Source organism: Terriglobus sp. (assembly GCF_965201105.1).
Classification (GTDB): domain Bacteria; phylum Acidobacteriota; class Terriglobia; order Terriglobales; family Acidobacteriaceae; genus Terriglobus.
The window spans coordinates 726318-742207 of the sequence record NZ_OZ241741.1; the positions used below are offsets into that span (position 1 = coordinate 726318).

The following is a 15890-nucleotide window of genomic DNA, read 5'->3' on the forward strand; positions in this document are numbered from 1 at the left end:
ATTAAAGTCTCTCTTACTCTTCCGAAATACAGGACATCCGCCTTCTCCTCAGATGCCTTCCAACTCGCCCGCACACCTCGGGTCAGAAACCGATGCCGTAATCGTGCGCTGGGATGGCTGCTGCTGGGTGATGGCAGGGGAGATTGTTTCGTTCTTGATGGGCACCGCTTCCGCTGGGACGGTTGCGCTGCCGGGGTACAAGGACAGTTCTGCGTTTGGAGAGTTGCCCTGCAAAGCTTTTTGAGAGAGCTCTTCGCCTGTCGCGATAATGCGATCCGCGCGAACGGCCTGCGAACCATCGACGGCGTAGCCGTAGTCGATGCGCTGGGTCTTCTCCGGCGAAAGCTCCGTGGTCCTGCCGGAGTCCAGCTTGACTGACATGGAACGGTCCTGGCCGATGCGGGTCACCGTCCCAAGGTCGCCGGTACGAACGCCCAGCTCCTTGTCAAAGCTGGTGAAGCGAACTCGTTCGCCCTCCGCGATTTCGCGAACCTCCTCCCGAAACAGCCGGCTCTCGCGCGTTTGAGCGCGAAGCTGCGAGGGACTGTATGTGAGTTCCTCGCGGGTCCCGTCAAGCTGGACGGTGAGCAGATTCCCCTTGGATTTCGTGGAAACCACTGTGGCCTGGCTGTCATGGGGGATGCCTTCAAGATTGGGGCTGCCGGTCTTGTAATGGATCTTGTCGCCTAGATCATAGCTCTCGACGCGCATCTTGCTTTCCGCAGTCTTCTCTACCAGCACCGGAATCGCGTGAGCCTCGCGGCCGAGTTTGCCTTGCGCGTAGAGGTCGGCGCGCGCGAGCTGCGTCAGCTCCTCACGCTCCGCGCGGTTTGGAGCGACGATCACGGATTTCTCCGGCCGCGTGGCGTAGTCCGCGGCTACGGCCGCGAGACGTGAATCCGGGTGGTTGTACTCGTAGACCTGGACCGGCCTCTGTGCCTGGGAACGTGAAGGCAGGTGGTGCTGTTCGGGCTTTGCACCGAAATCCAACGCTGCGGTCTTGGTGACATCCGTGGCAAGCCGCTGGCCCAATGTCTCGGCATTGTTGGTGTAAATGTGTGCGTCCTCGGACGCGCGGGAGATGGCAACGTAGGCAAGCCGGTTGTTGATCAGGCTCCGGCTCGAATCTGTGTCGAAATGAGCAAGGACGCGATCTGCGGTCAGCCCTTGCGAACTATGCGAAGTGACGGCGTAGCCGTGATCGAACTGCCGAAATTCGGAAGGGTTGAAGCAGATAGAACGCTGCTCTTTCCCGTCCATCTGGACGGTGAGGCGGTCCGGCTCGATTTTCGTCACCGTTCCCATGTCCCGGTTTGCGACGCCGAACTCTTTGTTCTGTGCGGAAAACTGCAGCCGGTCGCCCGTCGCCAGCTCACGGCTCACCTCGCGATAGACGTTGACGCCGTAGACGCGCTTGGGGTCGTAGCTGACGGTGGAGCCGTCGCCCAGCTCGACGGTGAGGCGATTCGATGTGGCGTCGCTGGAGCGAACCACCCCAAAAGCTCCGCGCTCGATACCTTCGGCCTTGCTCCCACGGTCGTACTGCACCACATCGCCCACCCGGTACATGGCTGCCCAGGTTCGGTCCGGTCCGGTCATATCGGAGCGATGCGAGAGCGTCTGGAATTGCTGGCTGTCCTCGCCTAGCTTGCCGGCCTTTTGTAGCTCACCACGCACGGCTTCATTGATCTGCTGGCGGCTTCGGTTATCGGGCGAGACAATTAAGGTGCCTTCCGGCTTCGCGGCATAGTCCCGCGCGATCGCACGGATGCGTTCCTGGCCGTTGGCAAGTTCCGTGACACGGCCCTGCGCTGAAAGCAGCGCGACGCCCTTCTCTGTTTCGCTAGCCGCAAGATGCTGCACGGCGCGGAGCAGCTCCGGGTCTTTCTGCCGCATGATGGTTTCGAGCTTTGCCGTCTGCATCCCCGCTTCCTGCATCTGCTGGAAGGGTCGGCCTGCGTCCACGCCCTGATGTTGGCGAGTATCACCGATGACTACAACCCGGTCCTCTGGTCTGATCTTCTCCAGAAACGCCCGCATCTGCCTCGTGCTGGCGAGACTGGATTCGTCCAGCATGTAGAGATGTGTGGTGGCAGGGTCAGCCTCCTTACGCGCAAGGAAGCTCTGAAGCGTGGTCGCCTCGATCCCCGCCTCGCGAAGCTGGCCTGCCGCCTTGGACGTGGGAGCGAAACCCTCGACCTTGTACCCGCCCTGCTCCGCGCCCTCGTGGATCGCGGCAAGTGTCGTCGTCTTTCCGGTTCCGGCCAAACCCTGGAATCCGTGCACGCGGTCTGTCGAGGTAAGTACCTCCCGGATTGCGGAGCGCTGTGCTTCGTTTAGAAACTCACGCGAGGCAGACTGCCGCTCTGCGGCCGCGTCGGTTAGCATCGGCGTGCCGGCTTCACGTCCGGCTAGGACCTGCTGCATGTTGGCGCGCTCGGCCGCAATCGTCTCCGGCGTGGTGAAGCTGCGGCCGGAACTATGCTTCTGGCCTGGGACGCTGCGGAACTCGCCTTCTTCCCGGCGCCGTCGAAACTCCTCCTGAACGTCTTGAAGACTCACTTCGCCCATGCCACGACGCAATGCTTCTCGCAGGATGATGCGCTCATCGCCGACGGCCTCCCGCTCGAAGACCTTCTCCCGCGCGAACGCAACCGCGTCCCTCGCGTCGGTGTGAAGACCGGGGGCGTGCGCCTGGCTTAAGGCCCGGTCCCGAGCAGCGGCAACGACACGCTCCGGCTGGTTGCCGTACTCCGCGGCCATCTTCTTGTGCGCGGCCATCACCTCGGCGGACGTAAGGATCTGCTTCCGGTCGCGGGTTGCGTGTGCGGCGATCTGTGCGGCCTCCGGTCCCTGGAATCCGGCCCGCTCCATCTGTTCCTTGATCTGTTGGGAACGTGGGCTGGACGCATCGAGGTACGCCTGCGAGTAGCCCTTGATTTCGGGTGCGCCGCTCTGTCCCGGCGATCTCATAGCCCAGCTTGCGAAGCTGCAGGGTGAGCGCCGACTGATATACAGCGGTCGCGTAGTTCTGCGACTCGAAGAAAGCCCGCTCCTGGATGGCGCGGGTCGAACCGTCCGCGCGTTCTGTCACATTGAAGATGACGGCGTGGGTGTGGAGCTGGGGCGCGGCGTAGCCGTTCACGGGCCGTGCAGTGTCATGTTCGAACTTGGCCGCGATGAATCTCCCGGTCTGCTCAGCGGGGTTGTTGCCGCCGATCCACGCGTGGGTGTACTTCTCCAGCTCTTCCAGTGCCGTGGTGACAGCGGCCCGGTGCGCCTCCTTCACCCGCTCGTCTCCACCAACCAACGCCGTCAACGACACCGACTTGGGCGCGGAAAAGGTCGCGTCCCAACCGGCCCGGTGCTCGACCGGCTTCACCGTCTCGCCGTCCGCGTTGGTGTACTCCTTGCCATAGCGGTGCTTCACCATCTGCTCTTCAGTCTGAGGGTGCTTGCCCTCGGTGAGACGGGAGAACTCCAGCGGCGAGACTTCAACGGACAGGGCAGGTAAGTGGCACGTTAGCCTGCCACTCCCTTCACTGTGTCGTCCTAGTCAGTACTCCGCGCCTGGCCTGCATCAATCGCCCTGACAGGTTCAGCAAGAAAATGTTCCGCTCTCGACTATGGGGGCGACTTGCTCGACGGGTACCAAGACCAGCTCGGTGGATTTCGATCTTCTGCCGGGAGCGAACTCCCGGTGTAAGCACCGCAGTCGCTTTTCAGGCGAGAAAGCGCTTCTGATTCTGCGGCGTCTTCCAGCTCGTCTGCCGAGACAGAGGCTTAACGTTAAAGGCAAAAATTGTGTCTCGGGATGTGGGCTCGCTCTGCCTTCTGGTCCCGGATCCGAATACGAATTACGACAGCTTTTCGTGAGCATCGTCCGGCAGGTCAACGCTGGCAAGAAAGCCGTGCCATTCTGCCCAGCGCTTCCGATCAACGAGGGAGCGCTTGTATTCGAGCAAAACTTTAACAAGGACGAGCTGCCTCTTCATGGCCTGTTCCTGATCCAGCTTTCCCTTCCCGTGGGCAAGGTGGATCTTAACGAGGTTTCCTGCGACGCGGCGGTACCAGCGACGGTCGAAGCTGTCGATGAAGGTGTCCTCCTTGGACGGACGGACGTGCTGGCCAGCAGTGGACGAGATGTTCGTGGTGTTTTGCTTCGTCGCCCGAGACCCGGGCAGGCACTCCTTAGAACTTACATTCGGCATGATTTGTTCCTTTTCAGAGCTGTACCAGCAATAAGCTGGGATCATCAAGAGTGGCGCAGTGTGGCGTTTGGCTTTACCGGGGCGATGCGCGGACGCACACTGCTGTTTACGTAGGTTGTGTCGCGGACAACCTAAAGATTGTTTCCTTTAGGAGAGCGATTCTGCTTGCATTTGAAGACGTTGGGAACAGCTGAATCCACTACTGGCGATATGTGGCCTTGAATGTCGCTGCCGGCGGGTTGTTCGCCTTCTTAATGCAGATCGGGTGAGAATTGGGTGTTCGGGTTGGCTCTTAGCCCGTTCACTCACTGACGTTCCGGCTCAGAAAGATCTGGTTCCGTACATGCTCAAGCAACTCGACTCGCGTCACAGTGCCATTCCTCGCGATGATGTCTGCGAGCTGCCCCATGTGCCCATGCGGAACGTAAACGTGCCAGAGTTCGTTGTGATGTACCCACTTGCCCTTCGGCGCCGTTGCGAATGCCGCGTTCTTGTCTGATGTGTAATGCAAGTTCAGATCAGCCATGCACACACATACCGGGCGAAGTTCCTCGACGGGCATTATGGCTCTTTGGCCTTTCATTCACCCTGGCGAGGGTCACGAAGGGTGAATACCCGCCCGAGCTAATGTCGAAAGAAGCGCCCTCCCAAGTGCGTCCGCTGCGACCTGCTCTAGCTGGCAGTTAGCGACAGAGAAGCTTTGGAAGGTGAGACATGGGAGGGCGCATATCACGCTGGCTCTCCGAGCGCTTCGCGACCTCCACGCAGACTCAAGCCGCCTCCTACTGGACATGGACAGGGTGCTTCCCGGGTACAAGATTGTGTGCGGCGCGCTCGATGTCCGCCTCTAGACCTCAAGGTCTCGCCGCTGCAAGTAGACTGCTCAAGCGGGATGCTCGGGTGATCGTTAGTCCTTGCTCAACGCGCTTGTATTCTTCATGAATCTGAGCCCACAAGGCGGGTGATCGATATCGTCGGATGAGAGTGGTCAGCTGCGCCTGTTCCTCTTTGCTCTTGCTCAGGTAACCCACAATCTGCGTCCGATCGAACTGCTCATCTAGGGCGACGACCATCAGTGCGGTGCGTACGATCTCGGATGCAGCATCTTTTCTTTGTTGTTCTACTTGCCGCCGTGCTTCGTCGGCTTTGGCTCGCTCCGCGTTAACAGTAGTCAGCCGAGCGCTGACCTGCGCTGAATCTGCGAGCGCCTCCGCTATGCCGACCTGCTTCGTCTGCAGCGACGCGAAGACTTCTGCATCGAGCAGATCTCCAAGTGTGCGCATCGCCAGATCCTCGCGCTTGAGTGCGACACGATCACCACTCTGGCCTAAGCAAGCCTGGAGCCTGCTGGAACGTGCTTGCGCCTGCTCCTCCGTCATGCGGCTCGCTGATGCTTTCGCCGGCAGGCAACTTCTGTCGAATGGAGCGATCCGCTGGACTGCCGCACTAATCTTTGCCTTCTGAAACCCGATGATCTCCTTCAGAAAGCTACGGGTCATCGGTAGGTGTGCTGAGTTAGTCTCCATACTCTGCAATTGACGAACCGTCGTCAGCTTCTCCTGGATCGTACCTGATGGTGCCGCTGCTACCGTCTGCTTGACACGTTCTAACGAGATGAGGTCCGTACGGAGTGGCTCGGATTTTTGCAGGTAAGCGCGGATAGCGTCGGCGGGCTCCTTATCAGCTGCGAGAACCGCATAGCCGCGGGTCGCGTCCGTAAGCTTTCCTGCATCGAGTGATCGCTCAATCTCCAGCACAGTATGGATGTTGCCGACCAAACTGTCGATGTACTGAAGACCGTCCTTGGCCGAATCGTAGCCCTCCTGGCTCGCTCTTGTGCTGCCTCCAGACAGAAATGATTGATTGTACTCGGCGTTGCCGGAGCCCGGACCATACTGTTGGCCCGACGGATCTCCGGCTTGACGGAGACGAGCAAGCCTCGCACACCTGTTGTAGATGTTTGTGAGCATTGTCACGTCGGCCATTGTGCGTGGAGTGAGCTGAACTCCCAGCTGAGCCTGTTCTCCGGCGATCTCCTGAACCACATTTCTCGCCACGCTGTCTGGCACTGACGCGTACACCGATTTGCAGGCTTTGACTGCCTGCGAAATGCCCTGAGTCGCACGATTCACGTCTGCCTGTTCCCGCAGGATTTTCTTGTCTAGCAAGTCAAGCGTTTGTTTGACGTCCGCAACCGGAAGCCTCCCGGGAATGTCGGTCGTTTCCGGAGGGCGGTCGTAGCTCTGGAGCATGGCCACCGAGGCCTTCGGACTCAGTGGCACCGTTCCACTTTCGGGAGATTCGGTGGTCTTAGACGACGCTGCTTTGACGGGCAGGTTCGTCTCAACGAACTGGCTCAGCGCGTTGAGGACGGAAGCGTCATTCATCCTGGACTGCCACCCCGTGCCAAGCATCAGCTTCAATCTGCCACTGCCTTGGGTGCGAGGCGTGAGTTTGAATTCCAGACGATCCTCTTTGGCGTCCACGGAAGTGATCTGGAACACGGTCCCGCTGGGAAAGCTTCGCTCCATTCTCCGAACGTCAGCGCGTATGAGAAGCGACTCGACCTTATACATCACCTGCCCGTCTGCGTACCCAAGCGTATTCACGGAGTAGCTGGCTTGTAGCCCCGGAGGGGTAGCTTTTTCGCCCACGACAATCAGCGATGTCACATCGGAGCCATTGAGAGATTTTGACAGAGCTTGGACGTTCACCTGCGCGTTCGAGACAGAAGCTAAGCCGGTCCACGACGAAAGCAAGAGCATTAACCGAAGAATGCCCCGCAGACGCCATCTGTCCAGCTGTACGACCTCATTTTGGGGATTGGTAGCTCCGCGAACGGCGGAATGGATGATTCGGAAGATCAGTAATCCTGCACCGGTGTTCGACCCACAGCTCATTGCGCTCCTCTGTCTGGCATGCCAGACACATGCGCTTGAGAATACCGACACGATGACAAAGTGTCCACAGAGAAAAACGCGCTGTTGGAAGCTCTGGGACAGCGCATACGTGCTCTGCGGAAAAGCAAGCGCTGGACGCAGACGGACATGGCGGTCACGCTCGACATTAACCGCGGCCACCTCTCTGACATCGAAACTGGAAAGCGAGAAGCCGGGCTGATTACATTGCAGGTTATAGCGCGTGGTCTGGGCACTACGATGTCGAGCCTTCTAAAAGGTCTTTAGCACTCAGTAGCGTTAAGCAACTCGCGCTAGCGACGTTGACGATTGCCAGAGCCATGGTCTAGCGCTTTCTCCGCTCCCACAGTTGGCCGTCTTCTTCGCACCAACGTCGGACCGCCCATTAGCTACTGGCCGCCATTGCATGCGGTGCTGAAGTCGTTACGAATCTGGACCCCACCTTTGCCGGCGCGCAGAGATCGGTCGGGTCATTCGGAGCGCCAAGCTAAAGGGTGGCTCACGCAACCAGCGGACTTCGCTTGGCCGCGGTGGTTGGCTGCGCTTGCCTGAGCGCACACGGGTTACGAAGGAACTACCTGTACGGATGGCCGCCAGTGCGACTCTGATACTTGCGTGTCGGCCTGACACACAAAAAGTGGAATGAACTCTATAGATACTGCGTCGGCTAGAATCGGCAGCACTAATGCAAAACGTCCAGAAGATGCCACCGGAGCGCAACTATGTTTGCGCCCGAACGTCTTCGACTCGTGGAAGCCGCCCGCGACGCATGGGTGAGTCGTCTCATCGACGTGTCCCGCCGCAACAATCTGCTGTTCTTCCAGCCCTCCACTGCAAGCGCCATAGGCATGGAAGCTGAGGATCCGGTCGTCGCCGATCTGCTTGCGTGCAAATCGGTCAGCGCCGATCTGCTCTTCCCGGAACGCGAGACCAAAGTGGGCGAGGATGCTGGCCTTCTCACGGAAGGCACAAGAGAACAGTGAAGAAAAGGGTTTGCAGACGCTCTACCTAGCCGTCGGGTTCCTTCGTTGGCCGGCCGAGACGGCGGCCGCGACTACGCTTGCCCTGCGCTGCTGTTTCCCGTTCACATGAAGAGCAAAGGGCGCGGCCTCTCGACCATTGAGTTCCAGGTTGCCGGCGAGCCGAAGCTCAACCCCGTTCTTTGCCACATCTTCGCATCTGACCTTAATGTGCATCTGCACGAGGAAGAGATGCTGGCGCCATTCCTCAACGAAGACACGAGCGGCCTCAAGGACGGCAAGCCGGGCGAAACCGCGCTCGCGAACTGCCGCCGTGTGATCGAAGACATCGCCTTACGCGCGCAGCCCGTTCCGGGACTGCACTGCGACCTCGGCGCCGCCATCAGCAACTTCTTTCGCAAAGCTCGCGCTGGTGAACGACCTCAAGGCGGCCGGCGAACGGCTCGCAGCAAACGACGTGGTCGCAGCGATGGCAGGCGACGACGACACCCGTGGCGATCTCGCAATTACGCAAATCTCCGTCGAACCCGGACAGCTCGACTGGTGTCGCTCCCGACGCGGAGTTCTGCGTCGTCGAGGCTGACTCTAGCCAGCAGTGTGCCATCGCTGGCATCGTGGTCGGGCAGAACGCCGTGATACACGGACCGCCCGGCACGGGTAAGTCGTAGACCATCACGAACCTAATCGCAACGCTCGTCGCCGCGGGCAAGACGATCCTGTTTGTCGCTGAGAAGCGCGCGGCGCTTGAAGTCGTGCAGAGTCGGCTCAACGCGGCCGGCCTCGGCCATCTCGCCATCGATCTTCAGGGCGCTGAGAGCACACCGAAACGGGTCATGGAACAGGTGACGCGTACCCTCAACACGTGCGTCAGTCCAAGCCCGTTCGGGCCGAGACGCTTCATCGGCAGTTCTCCGACCGCCGCGACAAGCTGAACGCACACGACCAGCGGATGCACACGGTGTCGGAGCGCGTCGGCATGTCCGGTAGTTCCTGGCGCGGATCCCGGTGGCCTCAGAGATTGGGCGCGGGACCATGGCGCACAGGGTCTCCCAGGCGAGTTCGTCGAGGCGAGGGTTAGGCATCGGGGTACGATGCGGCACAATAAAAGGTGGTTGTAGAAACGATCATGGAGGCGACGTTGTCAGGAGTCCCGTTGCCGGTAACCATCCATCCTCTGCAGTTCATGACCGACCATCAGTTCCTGGTCTTCTCCCGATCTAACAGACCGCTGCGCTTAGAGCGCGAGGTGAATGGTGATCTGGTCATCAGGATTCCAACTGGTTCGGAAGTGTCCGCCATCATCGCCGAGATCGGTGTTTAACTCAGAGTTGGAATCGGGACACGGGCCGGGGTGTCGTGCTGGGATCCGATGGGGTCAGTCAAACTGCCGGACGGTTCTGTCCGTGCTGCCGACGTTGCCTGGATCTCCCGTGAGACCTGGGACACGCTCTCTGTGGACGATCGCAGGGGGTTCGCTTCGGTTCCGCCTGACTTCGTCATTGAGCTTTTGTCGTCGTCTGACAATTTCGACGAGGCCCACCGCAGGCTGGAAATGTGGGTCAGCAACGGCGCCGGGCTCGGCTGGCTGATTGATGCTTCGGGTCGCGCCGTGACGATTTACCGGCCGGGCAGGGAAGGCGAACACCGCCAAGCGGTGGACCATGTGGAGGGTGAGGGGCCAGTCGCCGGGCTTTTGTTGACGCTGTCCAATCGCTTCGCGCTGCCGTAATTGGCGTTCCGAGGCTCGCGTCGTTCGTCAGAACGGGAGCCTCAGGCTGGGCAGGTGGTGCAGGCGGAGAGCACCATGTCGAAGCGCCTCCTCGCCGGCGCGGGGCAGCTTGCGCCGCGATGAGCCGAGGGCAGCGCCGCCAGAACATGGTGAGCCATGCCGTAGCGGTCCGAAGCTATTGTCGCAACCTACAGTTACCTGGCCTCATCGTCGCGGCGTACACCGCGAGGTGCCCAGTACGGAGCAGCACGGAGGTACGGAGGACCTTTAGAAATTCTTTTTGCGCTAGGAGACAAGATCAGAGAAAACGGGAGGGGTGTGTTGCAAATCTCCTCCGTACCCCCCGTACTCCTCCGTTCCAGAGCAGCTCGCCACCAAGACCGCTGAAAAAGATCAAGTCGAAAAGCTCCCTCGGAGGAAGCAAGCGGTATATGCCTCCATGGAAGCTACCACCACGCAACATGACAGCGCAGCTAATCCGACGTCCGGGTCAGCACAGTCACTCGCCTCACTCGATCTCGCGGATCTGCGGCGCAGCGGCCTCTCGGACCTGACGATCCAAAAGATGGGCGTCGTCTCCCTTTCCGTGGAGGAGGTGTCGGATCGCCTCGGTGTTCAATCAGAGAGCGGTGGGTACGCGATTCCGTACCAGGGCTTGGCCGACCAGACCGGTGCACCCTATAGTCGTGTTCGCTTGAGGGCGGTGTCGCAAGGCCAGCGCTATTCCGGGGGCGCTGGTGATGACGCAGCCCTCTACATCCCCCTAGCCTTCGAAGATCTGAACGGTGTCGACCTGCTGGTCGTCACGGAAGGCGAGAAGAAGGCGGCCAAGGCAGTGCAGGAGGGGATCGCGTGCGTCGGGATCCAGGGTGTCTGGAGTTGGGCCGACCCGAGCGTTCGCGCCGTGGAGAAGCATGAGGGTCTGGAGACCTCAGAAGCAACGCCGGCCATGCCCGAGTTGTTGAAGCTCGCGCGAAGGTTCAAGAGGGTCCTGGTACTTGGCGACTCTGACCTCCTCTATCCGAACAAGGGACAGGCGAAAGCGGGCCTCACAACATTGGCGAATTCACTGCGGAAGTCGGGTTGCGAAGCGTACGCGCAGTTCTGCCCGCCTGTTCGGTCCAAGGGCCAGGAAGGAGATATTGCTGAAGAGAGCGTCGCAAAGCAAGGGCTGGACGACTGGCTGGTAGCCGCCGGTGCCGGGCCAGTGAAGCGCGCTCTGCCCTTGCTTCACCTGGCAGGCCTGATCAGGCAGGAAGGGCTTCCCGACACGATCGTGGCGTCTCGATTCGCTAAGTCAGCCCGCGAGGCACTCGCGTCTTCACCAGCGCGTGGATGGATGGTATTCAGCGGTACGCAGTGGGTGGAGGACAAAGACCTGAATCAACGGCTGACGCTGGTCGAAGACTTTCGTCAGCAGCTGCTGTCTACCGCGGATGCGTTCAGCGGGCTGCTGCGGCGCAACCTTCGGGGCTGGCCGGTGACCTCAAAGGATCGCCCGAAGGAGGTGTCGGCGTGGGCTGAAGCCGTAGAGCAAGCTATTTCCGCCACGATCAAGGTGTGCAACGGCCTGGGTCGACTGCAGGCCGTCGAGGACGCGCTGAGCCTCGCTCAACCCAAGCTGGTAGTCTCAGACGACCGTTGGGATTGCGACCCGCTCAGCCTCGGACTGCGCGACGGCATCGTCGACCTGCGCACCGGCGTAGTTCGTACCGCGCGCCCTACGGATTACCTGACCCGGTCAGCAGGTGCAACCTACAATGAAGAGGCGGAAAGCCCGCTCTGGCTAGCCTTTCTGGAGCGTGTGCAACCAGATCCAGAGATGCGGGAGGCTCTCCAGCGTATTGCCGGGTACACGCTGACTGGGCTGACCCGGGAACAGGCGATCTTCATCCATCGCGGCAGCGGTGCCAATGGCAAGAGCACCTTCATTCGTACCATTCTCGCAGCCATGGGCAGGTATGCCGCCGTCGCTGGCCCTGCGTTGGTAGATCGCAGGTCGGATCTCCGGGAGCAGGGGTATGAACTCGCACATCTTGATGGTGCTCGGCTGGCCACGATCAGCGAGACCGAGGAGCGGACCACGTTGGCGACGGGGGTGCTGAAGCGTCTTGCGGGTGACGAGCCGATCACCGCGCGGCACATGTATGCTTCGCATTTCAGCTTCGTGCCTCAGTGCAAGGTTCACCTTTCCACCAATCATCTTCTAGAGATGACCGACACTTCACATGGTGCATGGCGTCGCATCCACGTCATCCAGTGGCCAGAGACCATTCAAGAAGGCGAACGTGACAGGACGCTTATGGACCGGCTTAAAGCGGAACTGCCGGGCATCCTGGTCTGGATGGTGCGTGGGGCCAAGAAGTACCTCGAACACGGGCTCTTGCTGCCCACGACAACGAAGGTAGCAACGGAAGAAATGCGTGCAGGATGCGACCACATCCAGCAGTGGCTTGACGATAACGTCCTGGTGGGTCAAAGCAACCGTACAGGCTCGTCGGTGCTCTACGATGACTACTCGGTCTGGTGCACGACGCAATCGTGCGAAAGGAAAAGTCGTCCGGCTTGGGGGCGCGAGCTCGCCGAAAAGGGTTACGTGAACCGGAAAGACAGTGCTGGCTACATGATGTGGTCAGGCTTGACGATCAGGTCCCAGGTTATTGCCGGCATTTGCGTGTCTGAGCCAGCACAGAAGTGCCCGACGGAGCTGACCAGCCTGCCGCCTCGCCTGCCTGGCGGAAGCAGGGCGGCTTGAGGGTGATCAAACAACTCCTGGAGCACCTCGCGGTCCGACCAGATGGGAGTGGCTTCTGGATCGGTGCGGAGGTGAACGATGAGGAAGAAATCTTCCTCAAGGGTCAACGGACGCTCGTACTGGAGCAGCTTCGGGAACAGCAGCTCGACGCCGTGGGGTTCTATGTCTGCCTGCCACTTGTGCTCGAGCAGGAAATCCGAGCAGCGCACTCTGCTGTGGTCCACATCGAGACTACGGCGCCAACCCGCTTCAGCCCTCCGAGGCGGGTACACCGTCAGACCCGTATCGGGGAAGACCCCTGGAGCAGCTATCGCGCGCTTCACCCTGGTGTATGCGCGAGTTCAAAGCCGCGTATCCGGGCGGTCACCATCGACCTGGAGCAGGTTGGCACTGTCTGCTTCGATTGGGACCGCACCACCGGTGAGGACAAGACCAGGCTGCTGTCGGCCCTGTTTTCGCCCAAGCAGATCATCGGGCACGACCTAGCAACGACCTGCTCCTGGCTGTTTGCGGAGACGTCTGCCCGTCCAACAGAGATCGTCGACACCATGTTGCTCGTGCAGCACCTGAAGCCGGCGGCGCTGTTGCGACCCTTCGCATGGGCGGCAAAGGCGGATGATCCCCGGTCATTGATCTCGGAAAAGATGTTGCATCGTAAGAACGGCAACGTGAGCCTGTCACTGGAGTACGTCGCCACCTGCTTCAAAGCTCTTGGTGCCACAACGATGAGAAGCCACGCAGCATGGTCTCTCAGCAAGCTCTCTGCGGAACACCACAGTCACTGCCACCTCAAGATCGAGCAGATCAAGGAACTCTGGAAGGAATGCCTGCCAAACGGCCGGCTTCGTGACGCCTTTGCAGGAAGCACTGTGAGAGCTGCCACATACACCGACTACGCACAGTTCACCATCGAGTTGGCGGAAGCGCACGTCCGGGGCGTGCCGTTCGACATGGCATCCGCAGTGCGCCTGAAAGAGGGCTTGATCTTGCCAAAGCGGACGCTAGTCGCAGGCTTAATCCGGAACACAGATGAGACTGACAGGGTCCACTCCCTCATTACGTTGAAGACGTGCACGGGTCGATCGCGCAGCCGTCATCCTGCACTCCAGAATCTCCCTCGTTGTCCGAAGTGGCGGGGTCTGATCAAAGCAAGGGAGGGGCACTGCATCCTGTCCGTCGACTATTCGAGCGTGGAACTCCGCATCGCGGCAGCGCTAGCGGCTCGGGCGGTGCGTGACATCGAGCAGCGTGGCGCCGAGGACGATTGGTGGACTCGGCTCATATCGCTCGGAGCGAAAAGCCAGGAGGGATTTGCATGGCCCAGCTATGCAGCGGAGAGGAACGCAGCGTGGTACCGGATGGCAACTCTCGCGGCAGGTCATCGCGTACTCGGTCAGGGTACCCAGACAATGAAGAAAGCACTCCAGTCAGGCATAGACCTCCACCTCGTAACGGCAGTGGACCTGGCCAGGCGAAGCGGTCGCCTGACCATAGCTGAAGATGTGCTCGCTGCCCTGGGTGCGATGAGTCCGGAGGACCGCGGCCAGCTTAAAGGCGAGCTCGGATCAGAACGGCAACTCGCGAAGGCCTGTAATTTCGGCCTGCTGTATGGCATGAGCCCGGCGGGCCTGCATCAGTACGGCATCGACAGCTATGGTCTCGAATGGAGCTCATTGGATGCTGCCGCTGCGCAGGATGCATGGTTCGAACTGTACCCAGAGATCCGCTTGTGGCACCTTTGGACGCGGTACTGCTGCTCCCGTGAAGTGTATCGGAAACTGAAGCTGTGGGATCCTTCTCAGCATTGCTTGCAGCTGCCTAAATATCCGGCGCGCCTATTCGAGACCACGACCTTATCTGGTCGTCCGGTCGTCGCTCTGGATTCGCTCAGGCGTGCGCTTAACTACCAAGGGCAGGGGAGCGGGGCCGACATCCTTGCCCGTGCAGTCAGGAAGTTGCCAGCGACGATCAAGCGCATGCTACTGCTGCCAGTACATGACGAGCTCGTACTAGAGGTGCCGATCCGTGAAGCAGATGCAGCCACGGCGAGCGTTGAAGGCGCCATGCTGGATGCTGGAAGGGAGGTACTCGGCCCTGACATCCCGGTCAGCCTTGATACGCACACGGACCACAGTTGGTGCTGATTCCGCTTAAGTCGGCAGCGGCCGAGCTGGAGCTGCGAAAATCTGGCTGTCCCAAAAGGATTGTGCCTTTGAACGCCGCATTCTTTCGTGTAGCTGTCGATGGCCCGTCGTGTCTTCCGGCCGAGAAAGGAGACACCTGTAGACATCTCTCATGCTGATCCTAGAGGCCGTAGCGAGTGGTAACGGCTTTGGGCGATCTTGAATGGAACATGGGCAGTGACGTCTGATGTTGTGGGTAACATGTTGCCGGACGGCAGAGTGATCGAGCAATATGAATGGGACTGCAAGCCATATGACCGGCGTGAGCACCTCTCGCTCCAGCGGAGGTTAAAGCGCTGTCCATGCCGACCCCGGGGTGAACAGTTGGCTATGATCGGACCATGATTCCCACCACGAACGACGAACAGCTTGCCCCGGCGACGCAGCGGCTGTTCTCGCTGACGTCGCTCCCGGATGCTACCCAGACCAGGAAATGGAGATCTCGGGACTGTCCGCTGCCATCGTGGCTTATGAGCAGGTGCGGTACCCGCTGCCATACGCTACACCTGGTGAGGTCCTCCCCTACCTGCTCGAAGCCAACGGCCTAGACGCCGGGTCTCTGCCGGGGCATCGGATCTGAGGACCACGTGCAAGTGAATTTGGACGGTAAGCAGGAGCTGACGGGCGCGCAGGTCGGGGCGCTGGCCGAGCGCTTCAGGGTGAGGCCGTCCGTGTTCCGCGATTCAGGGAAGCGAAAGCATGTGAAACACATTGCAGAGCAGACTAAGGAGCAGATTGAGGCAGCAATGGCTGCTCTCGACAGCCTCCCGGACGATGAGATCGACTTCTGTGACATTCCGCCTATCTCCGACGATGCAGTATGGACGCCAGCTAAGCCGTGGCTCGATCAAAGACGATCCAGACTTCAGGCTGGCAGCCGATAGCGGTGGGGGAAAGTGCAGTTTTTTGGCCGCTTTGTACATCGCGATATACCAAGTTGTTGGGGTGAGCCTTCAAGCTGCACTAATCAGTATCGTCGATTTTGAGCACGAAAGCTCGTGAGCCCGAAGCATCGTTCCTTGCGGGTCTTGTGGCGACGAACTCAGCGAACGAAATGCGCTCTTCTCTAGGCCTGAGCTTCTGCAGCGGGATGTCCGACAGGTCAATTTACTCG

13 protein-coding genes and 1 pseudogene are annotated in these 15890 nt (G+C 60.1%); 10 read left to right on the plus strand and 4 right to left on the minus strand.

Features of this window, described 5'->3' with window-relative positions:
- Positions 1-48: 48 nt before the first annotated feature.
- Complete coding sequence (locus ACOFKT_RS03220; protein ID WP_419807092.1) at positions 49-2781, minus strand: AAA family ATPase; 2733 nt, start codon at positions 2779-2781, stop codon at positions 49-51.
- Positions 2782-2811: 30 nt separating this feature from the next.
- A pseudogene (gene mobF, locus ACOFKT_RS03225) lies at positions 2812-3505 on the minus strand (MobF family relaxase); the annotation flags it as partial.
- 367 nt (positions 3506-3872) lie between these two features.
- On the opposite strand from mobF, the gene ACOFKT_RS03230 reads away from it, so the two are divergent.
- Entirely contained in the window at positions 3873-4325 is a 453-nt protein-coding gene (locus ACOFKT_RS03230) for a hypothetical protein (protein WP_419805993.1), read from the plus strand.
- Positions 4326-4512: 187 nt separating this feature from the next.
- Here the strand turns inward: ACOFKT_RS03230 and ACOFKT_RS03235 are convergent, their stop codons facing one another.
- On the minus strand, positions 4513-4737 hold the full coding sequence (locus tag ACOFKT_RS03235) for a hypothetical protein (protein WP_419805994.1): 225 nt from the start codon (positions 4735-4737) through the stop codon (positions 4513-4515).
- Positions 4738-5065: 328 nt separating this feature from the next.
- Positions 5066-6715, minus strand: coding sequence for a hypothetical protein (locus ACOFKT_RS03240; RefSeq protein ID WP_419805995.1), 1650 nt, complete (start codon positions 6713-6715; stop codon positions 5066-5068).
- A 456-nt stretch (positions 6716-7171) separates the two neighbouring features.
- On the opposite strand from ACOFKT_RS03240, the gene ACOFKT_RS03245 reads away from it, so the two are divergent.
- The 9 genes from ACOFKT_RS03245 (at position 7172) to ACOFKT_RS03285 (ending at position 15660) form a co-directional block, all read left to right on the plus strand.
- The gene (locus ACOFKT_RS03245; protein ID WP_419805996.1) at positions 7172-7396 is read left to right on the plus strand and encodes a helix-turn-helix domain-containing protein; all 225 of its coding nucleotides are present in this window, start codon (positions 7172-7174) and stop codon (positions 7394-7396) included.
- A 455-nt stretch (positions 7397-7851) separates the two neighbouring features.
- Positions 7852-8112, plus strand: coding sequence for a hypothetical protein (locus ACOFKT_RS03250; RefSeq protein ID WP_419805997.1), 261 nt, complete (start codon positions 7852-7854; stop codon positions 8110-8112).
- Positions 8075-8221 carry a DUF4011 domain-containing protein gene (locus tag ACOFKT_RS03255; RefSeq protein ID WP_419805998.1) on the plus strand — a complete coding sequence of 49 codons (147 nt, stop codon included), beginning with the start codon at positions 8075-8077 and terminating at the stop codon, positions 8219-8221. The genes ACOFKT_RS03250 and ACOFKT_RS03255 overlap by 38 nt, the downstream gene beginning before the upstream one ends.
- On the plus strand, positions 8218-8745 hold the full coding sequence (locus ACOFKT_RS03260; RefSeq protein WP_419805999.1) for a hypothetical protein: 528 nt from the start codon (positions 8218-8220) through the stop codon (positions 8743-8745). The genes ACOFKT_RS03255 and ACOFKT_RS03260 overlap by 4 nt, the downstream gene beginning before the upstream one ends.
- A 517-nt stretch (positions 8746-9262) precedes the next feature.
- Positions 9263-9430, plus strand: a complete 168-nt coding sequence (locus tag ACOFKT_RS03265) for a hypothetical protein (RefSeq protein WP_419806000.1) — start codon at positions 9263-9265, stop codon at positions 9428-9430.
- Between the two features lie 48 nt (positions 9431-9478).
- Complete coding sequence (locus ACOFKT_RS03270) at positions 9479-9838, plus strand: Uma2 family endonuclease (protein WP_419806001.1); 360 nt, start codon at positions 9479-9481, stop codon at positions 9836-9838.
- 439 nt (positions 9839-10277) lie between these two features.
- Entirely contained in the window at positions 10278-12593 is a 2316-nt protein-coding gene (locus tag ACOFKT_RS03275) for a phage/plasmid primase, P4 family (RefSeq protein ID WP_419806002.1), read from the plus strand.
- A gap of 2 nt (positions 12594-12595) precedes the next feature.
- Complete coding sequence (locus tag ACOFKT_RS03280; protein WP_419807093.1) at positions 12596-14737, plus strand: DNA polymerase; 2142 nt, start codon at positions 12596-12598, stop codon at positions 14735-14737.
- A 632-nt stretch (positions 14738-15369) separates the two neighbouring features.
- Positions 15370-15660 (plus strand): hypothetical protein, encoded by a 291-nt coding sequence (locus ACOFKT_RS03285; protein WP_419806003.1) that lies wholly within the window; start codon positions 15370-15372, stop codon positions 15658-15660.
- Positions 15661-15890: the final 230 nt, after the last annotated feature.

Excerpts from the sequence above, each read along its gene's own strand:
- ACOFKT_RS03250 (WP_419805997.1), top strand. The coding sequence starts at position 7,852 with ATGTTTGCGCCCGAACGTCTTCGACTCGTGGAAGCCGCCCGCGACGCA.
- ACOFKT_RS03270 (WP_419806001.1), top strand. The coding sequence starts at position 9,479 with ATGGGGTCAGTCAAACTGCCGGACGGTTCTGTCCGTGCTGCCGACGTT.
- ACOFKT_RS03275 (WP_419806002.1), top strand. The coding sequence starts at position 10,278 with ATGGAAGCTACCACCACGCAACATGACAGCGCAGCTAATCCGACGTCC.
- ACOFKT_RS03220 (WP_419807092.1), bottom strand. The coding sequence starts at position 2,781 with ATGGCCGCGCACAAGAAGATGGCCGCGGAGTACGGCAACCAGCCGGAG.
- ACOFKT_RS03255 (WP_419805998.1), top strand. The coding sequence starts at position 8,075 with ATGCTGGCCTTCTCACGGAAGGCACAAGAGAACAGTGAAGAAAAGGGT.
- ACOFKT_RS03260 (WP_419805999.1), top strand. The coding sequence starts at position 8,218 with ATGAAGAGCAAAGGGCGCGGCCTCTCGACCATTGAGTTCCAGGTTGCC.
- ACOFKT_RS03235 (WP_419805994.1), bottom strand. The coding sequence starts at position 4,737 with ATGGCTGATCTGAACTTGCATTACACATCAGACAAGAACGCGGCATTC.